Raw genomic sequence first — 17479 nt, forward strand, 5'->3', positions numbered from 1 at the left:
GGGTGTGGGCGTGAAACCAGCTCTTGACCTGATCACTATGGGCCGCTGCTCCATTGACCTGTATTCCCACGACCTGGGAGCGGCCTTCCCCGATATCCACCGCTTTGGCGCTTACATCGGCGGCAGCCCGCTGAACATCGCGGTGGGAGCGCGGCGGCTGGGCCTGCGTACGGCCTTGCTGACCGCGGTGGGCCCCGACCAGGTGGGGGAGTTTGTGGTGGAGCGGCTGCGGCGCGAAGGGGTGGAGACCCGCTTCATCCCGGTGAAGCCTGGCACCCGGACCCCGGCGGTGCTGCTGGGCATCGAGCCCCCAGACCGCTTCCCCATCACCTTCTACCGCGAGAACGCCGCCGACATACAGCTCACCATTGACGATGTGGCGGCCCTGCCGCTCTCCGAGGCCCGTGCGGTGCAGCTCTCGGGCGCGGCGCTGGCCAAGGAGCCGAGCCGCAGTGCCATTTTTTACGCTGCCGAACAGGCCCGGGCCCTGGGCCTGACGGTTTTTCTGGACCTGGACTTTCGTGCCGATGCCTGGCACGACCCCCGGGCCTACGGCCTGATGGTGCGGGCCCTGCTGCCCCTGGTGGACATCGCCATCGGCACCGAGGAGGAGGTCAACGCGGCCATGCTGCGCCGCCCGGAGGATCTCACCATCCGCCACTCACAGATCACCGCGCCGGAAATCCGGGGCGATTTGCCGGCCAACATCCGGGCTTTGCTCGAGCGAGGCGTTAGGGCGCTGGTAGTGAAACGGGGGGCTAAAGGTTCAGAGGTTCACCTGCCCTCGGGAGAAGTAATTTTGGCCCCCGGCTTTTCGGTGGAGGTGGTGAGCATCCTGGGGGCGGGCGATGCTTTTGCCGCCGGGTTCATCTACGGACACCTGCAAGGCTGGGACTACTACCGCGCGGCCCGACTGGGCAACGCCTGCGGGGCCATCGTGGTAACCCGTATCGGCTGTGCCGACTTCACCCCCTATGAGGACGAAGTGATGGCCTTCATCGAAGGTCAGGGGGGGTTTTGACGGGGTGCCTGGGGAGGGTTTGACCCTTAGCGCGGAATTGCTCGTTTTCACGGAGGAGACATGTCTAAATCGTTTGGTGTGGCCCTATTGGGGGCGGGCCGGATGGGGATGGAGCACGCCCGAACCCTGCTGGGTGTGGCTGAGGCTAAGGTACTGGCCATAGCGGATCCCAACCTTCAGGCGGCGGAGGCGGCTAAACACTTACTGCGGGCCGAAGTCACCTATGCTGAACCCGAGGCCGCCATTGGGCATCCGGGGGTGGAGGCGGTGGTGATCGTCACCCCGACCGACACCCACGCCCGCTACATCGAGGTGGCGGCCCTGGCGGGCAAGGCCATCTTCTGCGAAAAACCCGTAGCCAAGGACCTGGCCGAGACCCGGCGGGTTCTAGGGATCGTTGAGCACCAGAAGGTTCCGTTTCAGATCGGCTTCAACCGGCGCTACGACCCTCCGTATGCTGCCGCCAAGCGGAAGATTGAGGCCGGTGAAATCGGCCCTGTAGAGCAGTTCATTGATGTGATGCGCGACCCTGCTCCGCCGAGCTTAGAGTATCTCCAGACCTCGGGGGGCATCTTTGTGGACATGAGCATTCACGATATTGACTGTGCCCGCTTTTTGGTAGGCGAGGTGGAGGAGGTGCTGGCTTGGGGGGCGGTGCGGGTAGACCCCCGGATTGCCGAAGTGGGGGACGTGGATACCGTTAACCTCTCGCTCCGCTTTGCCAACGGGGCCTTGGGGGTCATTCAGAACTCTCGTCGGTCGGTTTATGGCTACGATGTGCGCACCGAGGTGTTTGGTGCTGAGGGCAAGCTGGTGATGGACGCCACCCCCAAAACCCCGTTGTGGCAGTATGACCAGGGGATTCGGGCTGATTATTACGATTTTTTCATGGATCGCTTCAAAGAGGCCTACCGCCTCGAGCTCGAGGCCTTCTTCCGGGCCTTGGCTGCAGGCCAACCGCCCACTCCGGGGCCCAAGGATGCCCTCGAGTCGCTGCGCATCGCCCTGGCGGCCACCAAGAGTTTGAAGGAAGGCCGTGCTGTGCGGCTGGAGGAGATACCGTGAGCTCGCCCCATCACTTCAAGCCCACCGAGGGGGCCAAGGTTCCCCTCGAGGTCACCCCGACCCTGGCGGCTTGGAAGTACCTTTCCTTCAGGGTTTTGTCGCTCCAGAAGGAGGTTTATAGGGGTTATACCGGCCCAGGAGAAACCGCGATCGTGCCGCTGGAGGGTGAAGGTCGGGTGGAGGTCGGTGCGCAGGGGTTTCACCTGCGGCGCAGGGATGTGTTTAGCGAGCTGCCGGAGGTGTTGTACCTGCCCCCAGGCACCGAGTACAGCATACAGACCTCTAAAAGCTTCTCCTTTGCTGAAGGCAGTGCCCCGGCAGAGGGCCGCTTACCGCTGCGGCTGTTTAGGCCCCAAGAGATGCGGGTTGAGTTGCGCGGTGGGGCCAATGCCACCCGCCAGGTGAACCATATCTTGGGCCCGGATTTGCCGGCGGAGCGGCTGCTGCTATACGAGGTCTATACCCCTTCGGGCTTCTGGTCGGGCTGGCCGCCCCACCGGCACGACGGGCGCATGGGCTCGCTCTATATCGAGGAAACCTACTATTACCGCATCTCCCCCCGGACGGGCTGGGCCGTTCACCGCAACTACAGCCCCGAGGACGGCTTGGACGAGCTGCTTCTGGCCCGGGATGGCGATTTGATCTTGGCGCCCAAGGGGTACCACCCGGTTGCGGCTGCGCCTGGCTCTAATGTGTACTACCTGAACTTTATGGCCGGCGAGGCGGTGGGGGAGGCCCGGAGCACCCCCCCGGTGGATGATCCAGACTGGGCCTGGATGCGCCAGGATTGGGCCGGGAAGCCCCTCGAGATCCCCTTTGGACGGGAGTAGGAGCAGGCCATGAAGACCGAGGAGCGACGCAGTCAGATCATCGAGTTGCTGGAGCAAAAGGGCTCAGTGTGGGTAGAGGATTTGGTGGCGCGCTTTGGGGTTAGCCACGTGACCATCCGCAAAGACCTGACCGAGCTCGAGTCGCGTGGGCTGCTGCGCCGTACCCATGGTGGGGCTACTTATGCCCACAAGAGCCTTTTCAACCCCTCATTCCGCGAGAAGCTGCACCTGCAGCAGGCTGAAAAGGCCGCGATCGCTCGGCTGGCGCTGGAGCTCATTGAGGAGGGGGATACCCTGGTTCTGGATGCCGGCACCACCACCCTGTTGCTGGCCCGGCTTTTGAAGGCCCGGCTGCGCTCGCTGTATGTGATCACCAATTCGATGCCGATCGCGCTCGAGCTGGCCGAGACCGGCTGGGAGATCCTGCTGACCGGGGGGCAGGTGCGTCACCACAGCATGGCCCTGATCGGCCCGGCGGGGGTACGGACGCTCGAGGCCTATCACGCCGATAAAGCCTTCATGAGCGCGACCGGGGTCTCGCTGCACAGGGGGTACACCACCCCCAACCCCTACGAAGCGGAAACCAAACGGGCCATGATTGCGGCGGTGGAGACCGTATACGCCCTGGTGGACAGCTCTAAGCTGGGCCAGGCTACCCTGGTTAGCTTCGCGGCCCTGGACGAGGTAGACCTCCTCCTGACCGATGCCCAGGCCCCGGAGGGGTTCCTGCGTGAGCTGGACAAGCGGGGTTTGGCCTACCAACTGGGGGGGCTCGAGGTCACCGCAAAGGTGGGCTAGGAAGGCCGGGAAAAGCCTACCTCGAGGCCAGGGTCGAACCCCGGCCACCGATCTCAGTTCCCGGCCCAACCTGATAGACCGCTCGCCAGGGCTTGAAATCAGAGTTCAGCACGTCGGTTTTGGTCTGGCCTGAGGCGTCGGTGATGGTGCGGGTGATGCGGGTGCGCATGCCGTCTACCGCCCAGTCCACCTGGACAATCTGGCCGCGCTTCAAGGTGGGCTCAACCACGTATTGTGCGGGTGGGTGGGGGGTGGTCGAGAGGATGACCGGATCAGAGACAGTCACCTTCCGGCCATCGGGAATACCGTAGAGCTGCACGGTGAGAGCGGTAGGGGTGGGGAGGGTGCGGACCACCAGGGGGCCGGGGGTGTCGTTCTTCATGCGCAGGTTGAGGTAAGGCTGATATACAGCGGCGTCAAACCCCACGATGGGGTCATACCAGTGCACCCGATACGCATGGGGATTGCGCTCGATCACCGGTAATCCGGCTTTATACAGGGCCCGGAAGGTGGTGGTGGAGACCTGGCAGACCCCACCCCCTACCCCCTTGACCGTACGCCCACCGGAGATCACCAGGGCCTCCTTGAAGCCATTTTCTGGGCTGATGTTGCCGATGGCCGCATTGAAATCAAAGACCCCCCCTGAGGGAACCACGTAGCCATCGAGGTTGTGGGCGGCGGCGTGAACGTTGGCGACCCGATCGGGTTTGGAACCGGCGTAGGTGGTGGTGGCCTCAGCCAGGAGCTGCAACTGCTCCACTGGGGGCAGGCTGGCTTCTTGCACCTGAGCGGGTTTGGCTACGACCGGTAGGGCGATCTGGGTGGTGGTGGGCTGGAAAAGGGCCGTCTCCAACAGCTTACGGGCCCCAGGGCCATTCATCTTCCAGCCATCCCGGTGGGGCTTGACCTGCAGTTTATGCTCGCTGTCCAGGATGTAGCGGGCATTCTCTGGGGTGCGGTCGTAGGCCTGGCCGATACCGGCAATGAGCCGGGCCACCGCCTTGGAGTTGACGCCCAGGCCTCCGCTAAAGGTGAACAGCCTAGCTACCTCGGCATTGGTCAGGGTGCGGGTGTGAATCTGCCCTCCCGCCTCAACCTGGGGCTCGAGGTAGGTCAGGGTAAGGGGGCGCAGCAGGCTGTTTGCCTGATCGGCCAGAGGCTGCAAAGCGGAGGCCAGCACCTTGGCGGGGACAGGGCGGGGAAGCAGCTCGAGGGTGGTTTCGGTGGGGGTTTGCCTGAAGGTCTGCAAAGCCGCAGCGGTATCGAACTGCAAACCTGGTTTGTCCGGAGTGACCACGAAGCGGTCGCCCTTGAAGGTCAAGGTGGCCTCTTGAGGAGGGTGGGCCAACGACCGAGCTACGGCCTCGAGGCGAGCCTTGAGCGCGGCGGTATTGACTTGGGGAATCAGCGGGACCTGCAACCGGCCCCGCAGGGCGGCCAGCTTTGCCCCCAGGCCCTTTTGCCCAGCAGCCAGGGCCTGTGCTGCGGTGGCCTGAGGATCGGGCTGCCAGCCCAGCTCGGCTGCGGAGAGGCGGAGGGTGTGGTCCCCGGCCTTCAGGGTCAGAACGGGAGGGGTTAGGTTGGCCGTGGCCGCCGCGATCTTCTGGGCGGCTTGATCAAGGGTCAGGCCCCCGACCGGGACCCCCGCTGCGACCACGCCCGGGGCGATGTGATGGGTGGAGTAACGCTCGAGCCCCACCCACCCCAACAAGAGCCCCGTGGATACCCCGGCTGTTACCAGTACCGCTCGCCTCATATGGCTCGAGTATAGTCGGGAAGTCCTGCAAGTTTGGTGAACCCTTATACCCTGCCCTTGAAATGAGGGCTTGCGCCCACCGCAGACCACTTGAATACCAAATCTCCGAGCGCGTATACTCCGGTGAACCAAATGGGTTTAGAGGAGGCGCTATGGCGCGGTTAGGAATCAACGGGTTGAAGGTGGGAATTCTGGCTATAGCGATGCTGGGTGGGGCCTTGGCTCAGACCCTTACCTTCTGGAGCTGGCGGGTGGAGGACAAGGAGTTCTACGAGGATATCGCCCGGCAGTTCGAGGCCAAAACCGGTATCAAAGTGGTTTACACGCCGTACAAGAACACCGAGTACAACACCATTTTGGCTTCCGCCCTGGCGGCTGGGAGCGGCCCCGACATCATCCACACCCGGGCTTATGGGGGTTTAGCCCAGCTCGCCGACGCCGGGTACTTGCTGCCCATAGATGCCAAACAGGTGCCGGGCCTGAGCAAGTTCCCTTCCTCGCTGCTCAATGCCGCCAGGGGCTTCAAGGACGATACCAAGAAGAAGATCTACGGGGTCCCTTTCGCCACCCAGTCCCTGGGGTTCTTCTACAACAAAGACCTGCTGGCGAAAGCCGGTATCACCCGCCTGCCGGAGACCTGGCCTGATTTCAAAGCGGCCCTGGCCAAGATCAAGGCCGCGGGGATCATCCCCTTGGCCAACGGCCCCAAGGACGGGGTGAGCCTCGAGCAGATCTTCGGGGTGATCGGGCCGATGTTCTATGGCGGCACCGATTACTTCCGTGAGCTCACCGCAGGCCAAAAAACCTTTGTGGATGATGGCTTCATCAAAGCCTTGGAGGAGACCGCGGCCCTCAAGGAGTTCTTCCCGCCCAACTACGCTGGGATTGGCTATCCTGAGGGGCGTACCCTCTTTACCAACGGGGGGGCGGCTTTTTTCGTCACCGGCGGATTCGACATTGCCTATTTCCGGGACAACAACCCCAAGCTCAACTTCGGCTTCATGCCCGCCCCGCCCCTAACCCGCGGGGGGCGCACCTATGTGCCGACCTTTGCTGACGGTAACTTCTCCATCAACGCCAAGAGCAAGAACATCGAGGCTGCCCTCAAATTTCTGAGCTTCTTGGCCACCCCGGAGTTTGGCCAGCAGTTCACCGAGAAGCTGGCTCAGGCCTCTGCGGTGCCCGGCACCAAGGCCAAAGACCCGGTGCTTCAACAGATCATGGAGCAGACCGGTTACTACGGCACGCCCTTCCTGACCCTGGTCGGTTTCCGTTATGCCGCCCCTACCGGGACTGAGCTGCTCCGCAGTGGACTCCAGCGGATGATTCTGGGGCAGGCCACCGGTCGCCAGGTGGCCGAGGAGATGACCAAAGGGGTGGCTACCTGGTATAAGCCGTTCCAGAAGTAGAAAGGCCTGGGAAGAGGCATCCATGCGGCTCGAGCGCACCCTCTGGCTGGTGATTTTTCTGACCCCAGCTTTGGGGCTGATGGTGGTCTTCACCGTGCTGCCTGCGGTCACCGCCCTGGGATATAGCCTGTACTCCTGGACCAGCTTTAACCGCGAAGCCTTCGTGGGGCTCGAGAACTTCCGCAAGCTGTTCTCCTTTCCCTTTCAGAGTGATTTCTTGCGGGCCTTGGGGCACAACCTGCTGGCCTTCGTGGGGCTGATGGTGGTGCAAAACGGGGTGGGGTTGCTCCTGGCCTATGCCCTGTGGCGCCAGCCGCCCTTCTTCAAGTTTTTCCGGGCTACGGTGTTTTTGCCGGTGATCCTCTCGCTGGTGGTGGTGGGGTTTTTGTGGCTGCTGTTTCTAGACCCGTTGATCGGCCCGCTGACCAAGGCCGCCAACGCCCTGGGAATCGCCTCCTTTGCCCCCTTAGGGGATCCTCGCTACGCCCTGCTGACCCTGATGCTGGTCAACGCCTGGCGCTGGGTGGGGTTTCCGGCCTTGGTGTTTTTGGCTGGGATGAACAACATCTCTGAGGAGTACTTTGAGGCGGCTCGGTTGGACGGGGCCACCGAGGGGCAGGTCTTCCGGCGCATCATGCTGCCCCTGCTGGCCCCGGCTTTTACCATCATCGTGCTGCTGACCTTTATCGGGGCCATGGAGTGGTTCGAGTTGCCCTATGTGATGGCAGGGGTCAGTGGCAACCCCGATAAAGCCACCGATACCCTCGGCTTGATGTTCTACCGCATGGCCTTTGGCGCGGCTTCGGAGGCCACCTCTAATGTGGGGGTGGCCGCAGCGATCAGCGTGATCCTCTTCGTGATCGTGGGGGTGGGCTCGGCCCTGGGCTCGAGGGTGCTGCGCAGCCGGGAGGTGGAGCTGTGAGGGGGCGCAAACTCGGGCTGCTCGAGGCCCTGCTGTTGGGGGTGCTGATCCTCAATGCCCTGGGGGTGATGGGACCGCTCTTTTTAATGCTGATCTCGGCGTTTAAGCCCACCCCCGAGATCTTCGCGTCGCCGTTTGCCTGGCCCAAGACCTGGGAGATCGAGAACTTCGCCAAGGTTTGGCAATCTGGGCGCTTTGACCTCTATTTCCGCAATTCCATTCTCATCACCCTGGGCTCGGAACTGCTGATCTTGGGCTTTAGCGCGATGGCAGGATATGCCCTGGGGCGCTACCGTTTTCGCCTGAACGACACCCTCTATCTGGTGTTTTTGGCCGGGCTGATGTTCCCCGCCAAGCTGGCCTTGGTGCCGCTGTTTGTCCAGCTCAAGCAGATGGGGCTGCTGAACTCCCACCTGGGGCTGATTTTGGTCTATGCGGCAGGCGGAATTCCGGCGGCGGTGTTCATCCTGACCGGTTTTTTCCGGGCCCTGCCCTCGGATCTGGATAACGCCGCACGGATTGACGGGGCCAGCGAGTTTGGGGTGTTCTGGCGGGTCATGTTGCCCCTGGTGCGCCCCCAACTGGCAATTGTGGCCATTTACACGGCTATCCCCATCTGGAACGATTTCCTGTTGCCCCTGGCTTTTTTGCAAAGCCCCGAGCTCAAGACCGTGCCCCAGGGGTTGGCGGTGTTCTTCGGGGAGTACGCCACCGATTATGGCCCGCTTTTTGCCGGGCTGACCCTGGCCGCGCTGCCCCTGATCGTGCTGTACCTGCTGCTGTCCGAGCAGTTCATCAAGGGGTTGACGGCGGGGGCCACCAAGGGGTGAGGGGGTTGTCGCGGCGCTTATCCTTCCCCACCCTGATTGTGTCCTGTCAGGCCCGGGCCGATAACCCTCTGTATGGGCCACAGTTCATGGCGGCCATGGCCAAGGCTGCGGAAGCAGGTGGGGCCGGGGGGATTCGGGCCAATGGGCCGGAGGATGTGGCCGCGATCCGGGCGGTTACCGAGCTGCCAATCCTCGGGCTCTATAAGCGGTGGCTCGAGCCCTACGAGGTCTACATCACCCCGGATTTTGCGGCAGCCCAGGCGATAGCCGAGGCGGGCGCGGATATCCTTGCCCTGGACGCAACCCCACGGCCTAGGCCCCAGGAGGGCTTGGCCGAGCTGATCGAGCGGATTCACACCGAGCTGGGTAAGCCGGTGTGTGCGGACGTCTCGACCCTCGAGGAAGGCCTGTGGGCGGTGGAACTGGGTGCGGACTGCGTCGCCACCACCCTGGCTGGGTACACCCCCTATACCCTCAAGACCGAGGGGCCCGATTTCGCCTTGCTGAGGGAACTGGTGCAGGCCCTGGCGGTTCCGGTGCTCGCGGAGGGGCGCTTCTGGACGCCGGAGCAGGTGGGCCGGGCCTTTGAGCTGGGGGCGGATGCGGTGGTGGTGGGGACGGCGATCACCAACCCCCGCGAGATCACCCGCCGCTTGGTCCGGAGCGTGCCCCGATGAACGCCCTGGGAATTGACGGTGGGGCCAGCAGCAGCAAATGGGTGGTGCTGGATGGCACGGGCTTACCCCTGGCCGAGGGGCGCGCCGGCCCGATTACCGGGCACCTGTACAGCCCAGCGGCCAGAGCCCAAGCCGCAACCGAGCTAGAGCAGATCCTAAGCCAAGCCCGCGCCCAGGCCCCGGCGGCCATCGTTGCGGGGATCACCGGCCTGGATGCGGATACCCCAGAAGCAAAGTGGCTGGCGGGCTATATGGCAGAGGCCTCGAGGCTGCCCCCTGAGCGGGTTCGGGTGTTCAACGATATGGACCTGGCCTACCGCGCCCATTTCGCCCCAGGCCAGGGCATTTTGGTCTATGCTGGGACCGGCTCGATCGCCTATCACCTAACCCAGGAGGGGGCGGTGGTCCGCGCGGGGGGGCACGGTTACTTGATCGGCGATGAGGGCGGTGGATTTTGGATCGGCAAGACCGCCCTGCGCCAATGGCTGCATTGGCAGGACTCGGGGCTCAACCCCCGGAACTTCCCGCTGGCCCAACAGTTAGCTCAGGCCATAGGGGCCGAGGACTGGCCCCGGATTCGGGAATATGTCTACAGCGGCGGGCGACAGGCTGTGGCCGCCCTGGCTCCGGCGGTGGGAAGGGCTGCGGCTTTGGGAGACGAGGCCGCTCGAGCGATTCTGGGACAAGCGGGGCAGGCCCTGGCCCACCTGGCCCTCACCCTGCGCTCTCGCTTGGGTGAGCGGCCGATCCTACTGACAGGGGGGGCGCTCCGGGTGAGCCCCCTTCTGGAGGAGGGCGCCCGAGCCTGTGTGGACCTCGAGGTAAGCCCCGCCTCCTTTGCCCAGACCGCGGCCCACCTGGCCCTCAAAATCTTGCACCAACACCCTGGCCGCTAGAGGACCTGCATGAGCGAATTCAAAGCCTTATCCACCGAAACCGTCAGCCCACAGTACCAGGATTTAGATACCTGGGATACCCCGCACCTGGTGCAGGTCCTGGTAGAGGATCAGCTGGGGGCCGTCGAGGCCGTGCGCCGGGCCATCGGGCCGATTGCCCAAGCCGCGGATCGGGCCAGTCAGCGCCTCCGCCAGGGAGGCCGGCTGATTTACGCGGGGGCCGGTACCAGCGGGCGACTGGGGTTTCTGGACTCGGCGGAGCTGCCCCCTACGTTTTCCTGGCCGTCGGAGCGGTCGCTGGTCTGCATCGCGGGAGGGGAGAGGGCCATCCGTCAGGCGGTGGAGGGGGCCGAGGACGACCTCGAGGCTGGACGGCGCGATTTCCTCGCCCATCGCCCCACCGCGCAGGATGTGGTGATCGCGCTGGCCGCCTCGGGCACCACCCCCTACCCTCAGGGGGTGCTCCTGGCCGCGGGGGAGGTGGGGGCTTTGCGCATCGGCATCGCCAACAACCCGGATACCCCGGTGCTGCGGCTCTCCGAGGTGGCGATTGCCCTCGAGACCGGGCCCGAGGTGATCTCTGGCTCAACCCGGCTCAAGGCCGGGACCGCGCAGAAAATTGCCCTCAACGCGCTCTCGAGCGCAATCATGGTAAGGCTGGGCAAGGTCTACGGCAACCTGATGGTGGACCTGCAGGCCACCAATACCAAACTCTTGGCTCGAGCGGTTCGCCTCACCATAGCCGCTACCGGGGCTTCGGAAGAGGCCGCCAAGGCCACGCTGGAGGCCTCTGGCTGGCAGGTCAAGACCGCGATCGTGATGCTGCGGAAGGGGCTGAACCCCGAGGCCGCGCGGGAGGTGCTGAGCCGGGTTGATGGGGATGTGCGGCAGGCCCTGAGGTGAGCCCCCGTAGCTCCCCTAAAAGTTGGGCAGCGCGGTGCTGGGCAGCTCGAGCAGGTAGTCGCGGACGTTGTTTTCTTGGCTGCTTTCCCAGGTTGAACTGAAGAGGATCTTGGTGAAATCTGGGTTCACGGTGGCCTGTGGCTCAGAAAAATATCCGGCATAGACGGTGTGCAGGTGGGCCAGGTTGTAAAGGGTGGGGTTGGGCTTTAGGCTCACCGCAATGGCTTTATTGTTGAACCACTGGGTTTGGTAGCTGCAGGGGGTCGCCCCGTATTGCTCGGTGCAGGCGTAGAAGCTGATCAGGGCGTACCCCGGTTTTTGGCTGGCGGTACCGCTGATGTGCAGGGCGGTGGCTGAGCTATTGGGGCCGTAGAGCCGGAAAAGATTGGTTCTCGAGCCCGTGGCCAGGTCCACCATGGCCACATCGCCGCTGTCGTAGTCGGCAAACACATAGACCTCGCGGCCCGCTGCGCTGAGGGCCAGGTCGCTGTGTTCGGTGGTTTTGTGCAGTTGTTGATAGCTCTTGAAATCGAGCGTATACGAGCGGGTGCCCAGGGGGCTCCCCCAGGAGGGCACACAGTAGTTTCCCTTGGGGGAGGTGGAAACATGGTCGGGACGATCTTTGGTCAGGAGAAATCCCAGGATCTTGTCCTGGGAGAAATCGTAGGCCACCAGGCCCAGCATGGCGTAGTTCTGATCCTCTACCTGAAGGCACCAGATTTTGCCGTCGTTGGATGGCCGGCCCTCCTGCTTGGTCCAGGCCCGGGCCGCTTGGCTACCGAAGATCGCCCGCAGGCGATCGGCCAGGTTCCGTACTACCTGTTTTTGATCGGTCAGGATGTTGTAGGTGGAGAGGGTCATGCCATCCCCGTAAGGGCCCAGAAAATAGATCAGGTTGGGGTCGGTAGGGTGCCAGATGGGCTCCTGGGGCTCGCCCAGGTTGAGGGTCTTGACAAAAGCCAGGGTGTTCCCGGTGACCTTGTAGAGGCGGATCCAGCCGTTGGAGGAGATCATCAGCACCCGGCTCGAGTCCGCGTTGAAGGCCTGTTTGCGTGAATACTCGTGCCGTACCCACTGGGGTGGGTCTCGATCGGTGATTTGCGAAGGGTCGGTCACCCGGGCCAGGGTGGTGCCGTAGTTGGGGTCTACAAAGGGTTGGTTTAGGGCCGGGCGGGGCTGACCGAGGGTTGGGACCGAGGTGTCGAAGCCGGTTTTTAGCACCAAAGGGTTGGAAGGAGGGGGAGGAGAGGGGTTGGAAGAGGGAGGAGGGGTGGGCAAATTCACACCGCAAGCCCCCAGCACTGCGCAGAGGGCCAGGACAACGCCACGGGGGAAACTGGGCGACATGGGGAGTTTATACGGGTTGGGCTGGCCCGCGTCAATTTTGCGGGGTTGGAGATTAAGACCAGCTCAAGGCTGGGAGAGGGCCTGTAGCCGGCGGCCGGGTCGGCCCCCAATGCCGAGAATCAGCAGCCCAATGCCCAGCAAAGCAGCGACCGCCACCACCGGGATCCCCCAGTTGCGCACCGCGATCCCTCCCAGGGCCCAGATCAGCACCAGGGCATACAGCACATCCCCTCGAGCCCGCAAGAAGGCCAATCCCAAGGCGGTTGCAACCGCAATCAGCACCACCGTCCAGCCCACCCCCCCAGCCGTAAATCCTGCCTGGTACAGGGTTACAACGGCATTGGCGATGGTGGCCACGCTGATCCAGCCCAGATACAGGCTGAACGGGGCATTAACCAGCCAAGAGTCGGCCCCCCTGGTTGGGCGGAGACCAATTTCCAGGCGGCGATACAAGGCGATCAGGGTGAGGAGCAGGCCCAGCATGAACCCCATGGAGAGGTCTACCCAGCGGTACTGCCAGGCCAGAATCCAGGCGCTGTTAAAAGCACAGCTCAGCACAAAGAGGGGCAGAACCGGGCCGATGCGGGGGTTGCGCGCTCCGCCTGGGAGGGCTTGGTACACCGTAAAAGCGATCAAGCCCAGATAGATGAGGCCCCAGATCCCAAATACGTAGTTGGCTGGGGTAAACACCACCGGGTAGCCGTTGGAAATTTCCCCGGTCGTGCGGCCCCCCAGGAGAGAGGTAGCGCCTGCTAGGGTGTTCAGCACGAGGGTGATGATTAAGGCCAGCACGGCCCCCAAGCGCCAGGCGCCTAAGTTTTTTTGGGGTTGAGCAGGGTTTCGATCCATTGTTTGATGGTATCGGGGGTCAGATACTCTTTCTGTACCACATCCCACACCATTTTCCCCACCCCCCCGAGGGCCAAATCAGCCAACAGTCCCTTGAGCAAAGATGGAGGCTGGGGGGCCGCTGGAGGGGCAGGGGAGGATTTGGAGAGGCTCCCCACCACCCAGCCAGCCAAAATGGCTGTGGCCAGGGCCTCGAGCGGCCTGTGGCGGATGGCTTCCTCCCCCGTGCGTACCGCCTCCCGCCAGGGCTGTGCCAGGTGTTCCAGCCCTTCTTGAAACTGGCCCTGCAGGTGATCTGCGGTAACCTCGAGCCGCCCGGCCAGCCGATCTGCGCTGCTCACCAGGTCCTCCTGCATCTCGTGGGCGGTCTGGAGAACCCGGTTTTGCAGCTCATCGGCGGTGTCCCTGAATTCCTGCTCTGCCCGTTGGAAGGCCTCTCGCAGGCGTGCTTTGGCCGCCTCTACCCCCTGGTCGGGGCTCATTTTTGCCGCACCGCGAACCATAGCACCCCTCCGGCAACCGCCAGGCTTAGCACGCCCATGATGGCTGCGGCCCCAGCCGGGGGCAGCCAGGCCCGTAGCTGCAAGTATCCTGCCGCGATCAGCCAGCCCAGCCCACCCAAAGCCAACACTCCAGCCCCCAAGCCCAGGACTAGGGTCAGGAGCAGACCCTTGAGGCGGCCCTCCAGCTGCTTAACCTCGGCCTCGAGCAGCTCGGCCACCCCAATGATCACCTCTCCAAGGGCGGTCATACTTAACAACTAGCGGCGCTCGAGCAAGCGCGAGAGCACCAGGCCGAGGCCAAAGGCCACCAATACGCTCATCAGGGGCCGCTCCTGCACCTGGTGCTCGAGGCCTTGGGTGAGCTCTCCCCCCTTGTCCTTGACGCTGTTGAGGGTCTCCTTGATCTGCCCCCCTAGCTGCTCCTTGGTGCCGGCCAGGCCTGCGGCAATTTCCTTGGAAGCGCTGGAGGCGGCCCCCTTCAGGCTGCCCATCAGGTGAGTCACATCCGCGCGCAGGGCCTTGAGGTCGGCCCGCAGGGCCTCAAGGTCGTCTTTGGCTCCAGAATCCTCCACCGCTCGTGCAGCCCGATCTTTCATCTCCTCAATCTTGGAATCCATAAAGGTATACACCTCCTCCGGACAATCTAGAGAAGGGCCCTGAGGGGGTGCTGAACCCCAGCTGATGATTTCTTGGGGGAAATAGGCTTATTGCCGTATCGGCACATCGGCCTGCAGCTTCATCTTATCGTCAATGGTTTCGACGTGAATCTCGAGGCCTTCCTCTTCCGGGAAGTAGCGCTTAAGTACGTCCAGAAGGTCTTTTTTGAGGCTATCAACCAGGCCGGGGGAGAGGTGGGCGCGGTCGTAGGCCAGCACCACCTTGAGGCGGTCTTTCAGCTTATCCTTGCTGCTTTTCCCGCTAAAGGGCCACCAGCTCATCAGCGACCTCCCAATAGGCGGCGCAGGGTTCCCATAAATCCCTGGGACTCGGCAGGAGCAGCCAGCGGGACGTTTTCGCCCCGGATGCGCTGGGCGATTTCCAGGAAAGCCTTGCCGGCCAGCGAGCCGTTGCTCAGCACCAGCGGTTCGCCCTTGTTGGAGGAGATCAGCACCCCCTCATCCTCCGGAACGATACCGATGGGCTTAGCCCCCAAAATTTCCACCACATCGTCCACCGAGAGCATATCGCCCTTGGCCACCATTTTGGGCCGCAAGCGGTTGATCACCAGGTAGTTCTCGCGTACCTCCCGGGCCTCGAGCATCCCGATGATCCGGTCGGCATCGCGCACGCTCGAGACCTCCGGATTGACCACCACCAGGGCCCCTTCAGCCGGGGTGGCGGCGGTCTGAAAGCCCTTCTCGATCCCCGCCGGGGAATCGATCAAGACCCGGTCAAAGCCCTCCTCGCTGAGCAGAACCTGCACCATCTGGCGGAACTTCTCGGGGTCGAGGGCTTCTTTGTCCTTGGTCTGTGAGGCCGGGAGCAGGGTGAGCCCCTCGAGGCGCTTGTCCCGGATGAGGGCCTGGCGCAGCTTGCAGCGGCCCTCGATCACGTCGATCAGGTCATAGACCACTCGGCCTTCTAGGCCCATCACCACATCCAGGTTACGTAGCCCAACATCCACGTCAATGACCGCAACCTTCTCGCCTAGCTTGGCCAGTGCGGCCCCCACATTGGCGGTAGTGGTGGTTTTGCCAACCCCACCTTTACCGGAAGTCACCACGATGGCTCGAGCATTCACAAGGGTCCCTCCACAGATCCTATCCAAATAATCCCTTCAAGATATCCGCAATTCCGCGAAGCCTTGTCTAGAGTATATAGGCCAGAGCACACCCCTGTCATCGAGAGGTCAGGGGGGCAGAAACCGGCCTGGTGCTCTCGAGGGTGCTGATAGGCCCAAAAGCGCTACAATTACCCTATGCGTCCGTTTGAGCCCCGCCCGCCCAGAAATACCCCCGACGAAGCCGCGATCAAGCCGGACTGGAAGGATTTCATTGCCCTGGTGGTCGCGGCGTATTCCCTGCTCTTACCCCCCCTGCTGCTGATCTTGGGCACGGGGGCCCTGGTGGTGCTGCTTTTGAGCGGGCTGCTGCGCTAGCCGAGCCCCTACCGACCCGGATCGTTCACCTGAGGAGAGGCCATGCCCGAAGTTGCCGAAACCCTGTTTGAATCGCTCCCCGAGGGCTACAGAGACCGTCTGGGCCGTCCGGGAGAATACCCCTTTACCCGGGGGGTCTATCCCCGGATGTATCTGGATCGGCCCTGGACCATGCGGCAGTACGCAGGCTTTAGCAGCGCCGAGGAGTCCAACCGGCGCTACCGCTACCTGCTCGAGCAGGGCCAGACCGGGCTCAGCGTGGCGTTTGACCTGCCCACCCAGCTCGGGATGGATCCCGATCACCCGCTGAGCGTGGGGGAGGTAGGCAAGGTAGGGGTCTCGATCGCCTCCATCGAGGACATGAAAACCCTGCTGGAAGGCATCCCGCTGGATAAGGTCACCACCAGCATGACCATCAATGCCCCCGCGGCCATGCTCCTGGCCCTCTACCTGCTAGTGGCCGAGGAGCAGGGGGTGAGCTGGAGCGAGGTGGGGGGCACCGTCCAAAACGACATCCTGAAGGAGTACATCGCCCGCGGCACCTACATCTACCCGCCCGCACCTTCAATGCGGCTCATCACCGACCTGTTCGCTTTTTGTGCCGAGCGGGTGCCCAAGTGGAACACCATCAGCATCTCGGGATACCACATCCGCGAGGCCGGAAGCACCGCGGCCCAGGAGATCGCCTTTACCCTGGCCGACGGTAAGGCCTACGTGAAGGCGGCCATGGATGCCGGGCTGGATGTGGATACCTTTGGGCCGCGGCTGTCCTTTTTCTTCGCGGCCCATGGGGATATCCTCGAGGAGACGGCGAAATTTCGCGCGGCCCGGCGGATGTGGGCCCGGATCATGCGGGAGGAGTTCGGGGCCAAAGACCCCAAGAGCTGGATGCTGCGCTTCCACACCCAGACCGGCGGGAGTACCCTCACCGCTCAGGAGCCGCTCTCCAACGTGGTGCGCACGGCCTACCAGGCCCTGGCGGCGGTGCTGGGGGGAACCCAAAGCCTGCACACCAACGCCTACGATGAGGCGCTGGGATTGCCCACCGAGAAGAGCGCGCTGCTGGCCCTTCGTACTCAGCAACTGCTGGCCTATGAATCGGGGGTGACCCGGGCCATAGACCCCTTGGGGGGTAGCTTCTATGTCGAGCACCTGACCGATGCGCTCGAGGCTAAAGCCTCTGACCTCATCGCACAGATTGACCGCCTGGGGGGAGCCGTGGCTGCGGTTGAAGCCCGGTTCTTCCAGCGGGAGATCGAGGAGTCGGCCTGGACCTTTCAGCGGGAGATCGAGTTGGGAAAGCGCATCCTTGTGGGGGTCAACAAGTTCAACCGCACCGATAGCCCGCTCAACGAGCACACCCCGGTGCAGCATATTGATGAGGCCCTGGGCAACCGGCGCAAAGCGCAGATTCAAGCCTTCCGCCAGGAGCGCGATGGGCAGTCGGTGCGGGGTGCCCTGGAGGGTCTGCGGGCGGCGGCCAAAACCCAAGAGAACCTGATGCCTCACCTGCTCGAGGCCTTTCGTCGCCGGGCCACCCTGGGGGAGGTGGCGGGGGTGCTGCGGGAGGAGTGG

The 17479-nt window shown here is 63.4% G+C and carries 20 protein-coding genes; 12 read left to right on the forward strand and 8 right to left on the reverse strand.

The window, feature by feature from the left end; translation table 11 throughout:
- Positions 1–10 precede the first annotated feature (10 nt).
- Genes iolC through Mgrana_RS12830 form a run of 4 tightly spaced genes read left to right on the forward strand, consistent with a single transcriptional unit; the run spans position 11 to position 3714 of the window.
- Positions 11–1021: a 5-dehydro-2-deoxygluconokinase gene (iolC, locus tag Mgrana_RS12815; RefSeq protein ID WP_240631371.1), complete on the forward strand. Its 1011-nt coding sequence runs from the start codon at positions 11–13 to the stop codon at positions 1019–1021.
- Between the two features lie 60 nt (positions 1022–1081).
- Positions 1082–2086: an inositol 2-dehydrogenase gene (gene iolG, locus Mgrana_RS12820; RefSeq protein WP_119357995.1), complete on the forward strand. Its 1005-nt coding sequence runs from the start codon at positions 1082–1084 to the stop codon at positions 2084–2086.
- Entirely contained in the window at positions 2083–2916 is an 834-nt protein-coding gene (gene iolB, locus Mgrana_RS12825) for a 5-deoxy-glucuronate isomerase (RefSeq protein ID WP_119357996.1), read from the forward strand. Before iolG ends, iolB begins: the two co-directional genes overlap by 4 nt.
- A 9-nt stretch (positions 2917–2925) precedes the next feature.
- Positions 2926–3714: a DeoR/GlpR family DNA-binding transcription regulator gene (locus Mgrana_RS12830; RefSeq protein WP_119357997.1), complete on the forward strand. Its 789-nt coding sequence runs from the start codon at positions 2926–2928 to the stop codon at positions 3712–3714.
- Positions 3715–3730: 16 nt separating this feature from the next.
- Here Mgrana_RS12830 and Mgrana_RS12835 read toward each other — a convergent pair whose 3' ends face one another.
- Positions 3731–5470 carry a VanW family protein gene (locus Mgrana_RS12835; RefSeq protein WP_119357998.1) on the reverse strand — a complete coding sequence of 580 codons (1740 nt, stop codon included), beginning with the start codon at positions 5468–5470 and terminating at the stop codon, positions 3731–3733.
- A gap of 152 nt (positions 5471–5622) precedes the next feature.
- Between Mgrana_RS12835 and Mgrana_RS12840 the strand changes: the two genes are divergently transcribed.
- The 6 genes from Mgrana_RS12840 to murQ are packed head-to-tail and all read left to right on the forward strand — an operon-like array spanning position 5623 to position 11107.
- Positions 5623–6879 carry an ABC transporter substrate-binding protein gene (locus tag Mgrana_RS12840; RefSeq protein WP_170146478.1) on the forward strand — a complete coding sequence of 419 codons (1257 nt, stop codon included), beginning with the start codon at positions 5623–5625 and terminating at the stop codon, positions 6877–6879.
- Between the two features lie 22 nt (positions 6880–6901).
- Positions 6902–7801: a carbohydrate ABC transporter permease gene (locus tag Mgrana_RS12845; RefSeq protein ID WP_119358000.1), complete on the forward strand. Its 900-nt coding sequence runs from the start codon at positions 6902–6904 to the stop codon at positions 7799–7801.
- Positions 7798–8631, forward strand: a complete 834-nt coding sequence (locus tag Mgrana_RS12850) for a carbohydrate ABC transporter permease (protein ID WP_206075091.1) — start codon at positions 7798–7800, stop codon at positions 8629–8631. Before Mgrana_RS12845 ends, Mgrana_RS12850 begins: the two co-directional genes overlap by 4 nt.
- A 5-nt stretch (positions 8632–8636) precedes the next feature.
- Positions 8637–9308, forward strand: coding sequence for an N-acetylmannosamine-6-phosphate 2-epimerase (locus tag Mgrana_RS12855; protein ID WP_170146479.1), 672 nt, complete (start codon positions 8637–8639; stop codon positions 9306–9308).
- Positions 9305–10204, forward strand: coding sequence for an N-acetylglucosamine kinase (locus Mgrana_RS12860; RefSeq protein WP_119358002.1), 900 nt, complete (start codon positions 9305–9307; stop codon positions 10202–10204). The genes Mgrana_RS12855 and Mgrana_RS12860 overlap by 4 nt, the downstream gene beginning before the upstream one ends.
- A gap of 9 nt (positions 10205–10213) precedes the next feature.
- Complete coding sequence (gene murQ / locus Mgrana_RS12865; protein ID WP_119358003.1) at positions 10214–11107, forward strand: N-acetylmuramic acid 6-phosphate etherase; 894 nt, start codon at positions 10214–10216, stop codon at positions 11105–11107.
- Between the two features lie 15 nt (positions 11108–11122).
- Here murQ and Mgrana_RS12870 read toward each other — a convergent pair whose 3' ends face one another.
- The 7 genes from Mgrana_RS12870 to minD form a co-directional block, all read right to left on the reverse strand.
- On the reverse strand, positions 11123–12328 hold the full coding sequence (locus Mgrana_RS12870) for a YncE family protein (protein ID WP_147021149.1): 1206 nt from the start codon (positions 12326–12328) through the stop codon (positions 11123–11125).
- Positions 12329–12517: 189 nt separating this feature from the next.
- Complete coding sequence (locus tag Mgrana_RS12875; RefSeq protein ID WP_147021148.1) at positions 12518–13303, reverse strand: tryptophan-rich sensory protein; 786 nt, start codon at positions 13301–13303, stop codon at positions 12518–12520.
- Positions 13267–13806, reverse strand: coding sequence for a hypothetical protein (locus tag Mgrana_RS12880; RefSeq protein ID WP_147021147.1), 540 nt, complete (start codon positions 13804–13806; stop codon positions 13267–13269). Before Mgrana_RS12880 ends, Mgrana_RS12875 begins: the two co-directional genes overlap by 37 nt.
- Entirely contained in the window at positions 13782–14054 is a 273-nt protein-coding gene (locus Mgrana_RS12885) for a hypothetical protein (RefSeq protein ID WP_119358007.1), read from the reverse strand. The genes Mgrana_RS12880 and Mgrana_RS12885 overlap by 25 nt, the downstream gene beginning before the upstream one ends.
- Before the next feature lie 9 nt (positions 14055–14063).
- Positions 14064–14423, reverse strand: coding sequence for an ElaB/YgaM/YqjD family protein (locus Mgrana_RS12890; protein ID WP_147021146.1), 360 nt, complete (start codon positions 14421–14423; stop codon positions 14064–14066).
- 87 nt (positions 14424–14510) lie between these two features.
- Positions 14511–14744 (reverse strand): cell division topological specificity factor MinE, encoded by a 234-nt coding sequence (gene minE, locus Mgrana_RS12895; protein WP_119358009.1) that lies wholly within the window; start codon positions 14742–14744, stop codon positions 14511–14513.
- Positions 14744–15547, reverse strand: coding sequence for a septum site-determining protein MinD (gene minD, locus Mgrana_RS12900; protein ID WP_119358010.1), 804 nt, complete (start codon positions 15545–15547; stop codon positions 14744–14746). Before minD ends, minE begins: the two co-directional genes overlap by 1 nt.
- A gap of 177 nt (positions 15548–15724) precedes the next feature.
- On the opposite strand from minD, the gene Mgrana_RS12905 reads away from it, so the two are divergent.
- Complete coding sequence (locus tag Mgrana_RS12905; RefSeq protein WP_119358011.1) at positions 15725–15904, forward strand: hypothetical protein; 180 nt, start codon at positions 15725–15727, stop codon at positions 15902–15904.
- Between the two features lie 42 nt (positions 15905–15946).
- The coding region (locus Mgrana_RS12910) for an acyl-CoA mutase large subunit family protein (RefSeq protein WP_119358012.1) at positions 15947–17479 on the forward strand (1533 nt) is incomplete at its 3' end.

Origin of the sequence: Meiothermus granaticius NBRC 107808 (assembly GCF_003574355.1) — a bacterium.
Lineage (GTDB): Bacteria > Deinococcota > Deinococci > Deinococcales > Thermaceae > Meiothermus > Meiothermus granaticius.

What these genes read in the sequence shown, in the direction of transcription:
- Mgrana_RS12905 (WP_119358011.1), top strand. Translation starts at nt 15,725, where the DNA reads ATGCGTCCGTTTGAGCCCCGCCCGCCCAGAAATACCCCCGACGAAGCC.
- Mgrana_RS12840 (WP_170146478.1), top strand. Translation starts at nt 5,623, where the DNA reads ATGGCGCGGTTAGGAATCAACGGGTTGAAGGTGGGAATTCTGGCTATA.
- Mgrana_RS12880 (WP_147021147.1), bottom strand. Translation starts at nt 13,806, where the DNA reads ATGGTTCGCGGTGCGGCAAAAATGAGCCCCGACCAGGGGGTAGAGGCG.
- Mgrana_RS12890 (WP_147021146.1), bottom strand. Translation starts at nt 14,423, where the DNA reads ATGGATTCCAAGATTGAGGAGATGAAAGATCGGGCTGCACGAGCGGTG.
- Mgrana_RS12830 (WP_119357997.1), top strand. Translation starts at nt 2,926, where the DNA reads ATGAAGACCGAGGAGCGACGCAGTCAGATCATCGAGTTGCTGGAGCAA.
- murQ (WP_119358003.1), top strand. Translation starts at nt 10,214, where the DNA reads ATGAGCGAATTCAAAGCCTTATCCACCGAAACCGTCAGCCCACAGTAC.
- Mgrana_RS12845 (WP_119358000.1), top strand. Translation starts at nt 6,902, where the DNA reads ATGCGGCTCGAGCGCACCCTCTGGCTGGTGATTTTTCTGACCCCAGCT.
- Mgrana_RS12875 (WP_147021148.1), bottom strand. Translation starts at nt 13,303, where the DNA reads ATGGATCGAAACCCTGCTCAACCCCAAAAAAACTTAGGCGCCTGGCGC.
- minE (WP_119358009.1), bottom strand. Translation starts at nt 14,744, where the DNA reads ATGAGCTGGTGGCCCTTTAGCGGGAAAAGCAGCAAGGATAAGCTGAAA.
- Mgrana_RS12860 (WP_119358002.1), top strand. Translation starts at nt 9,305, where the DNA reads ATGAACGCCCTGGGAATTGACGGTGGGGCCAGCAGCAGCAAATGGGTG.
- Mgrana_RS12885 (WP_119358007.1), bottom strand. Translation starts at nt 14,054, where the DNA reads ATGACCGCCCTTGGAGAGGTGATCATTGGGGTGGCCGAGCTGCTCGAG.
- Mgrana_RS12835 (WP_119357998.1), bottom strand. Translation starts at nt 5,470, where the DNA reads ATGAGGCGAGCGGTACTGGTAACAGCCGGGGTATCCACGGGGCTCTTG.
- iolG (WP_119357995.1), top strand. Translation starts at nt 1,082, where the DNA reads ATGTCTAAATCGTTTGGTGTGGCCCTATTGGGGGCGGGCCGGATGGGG.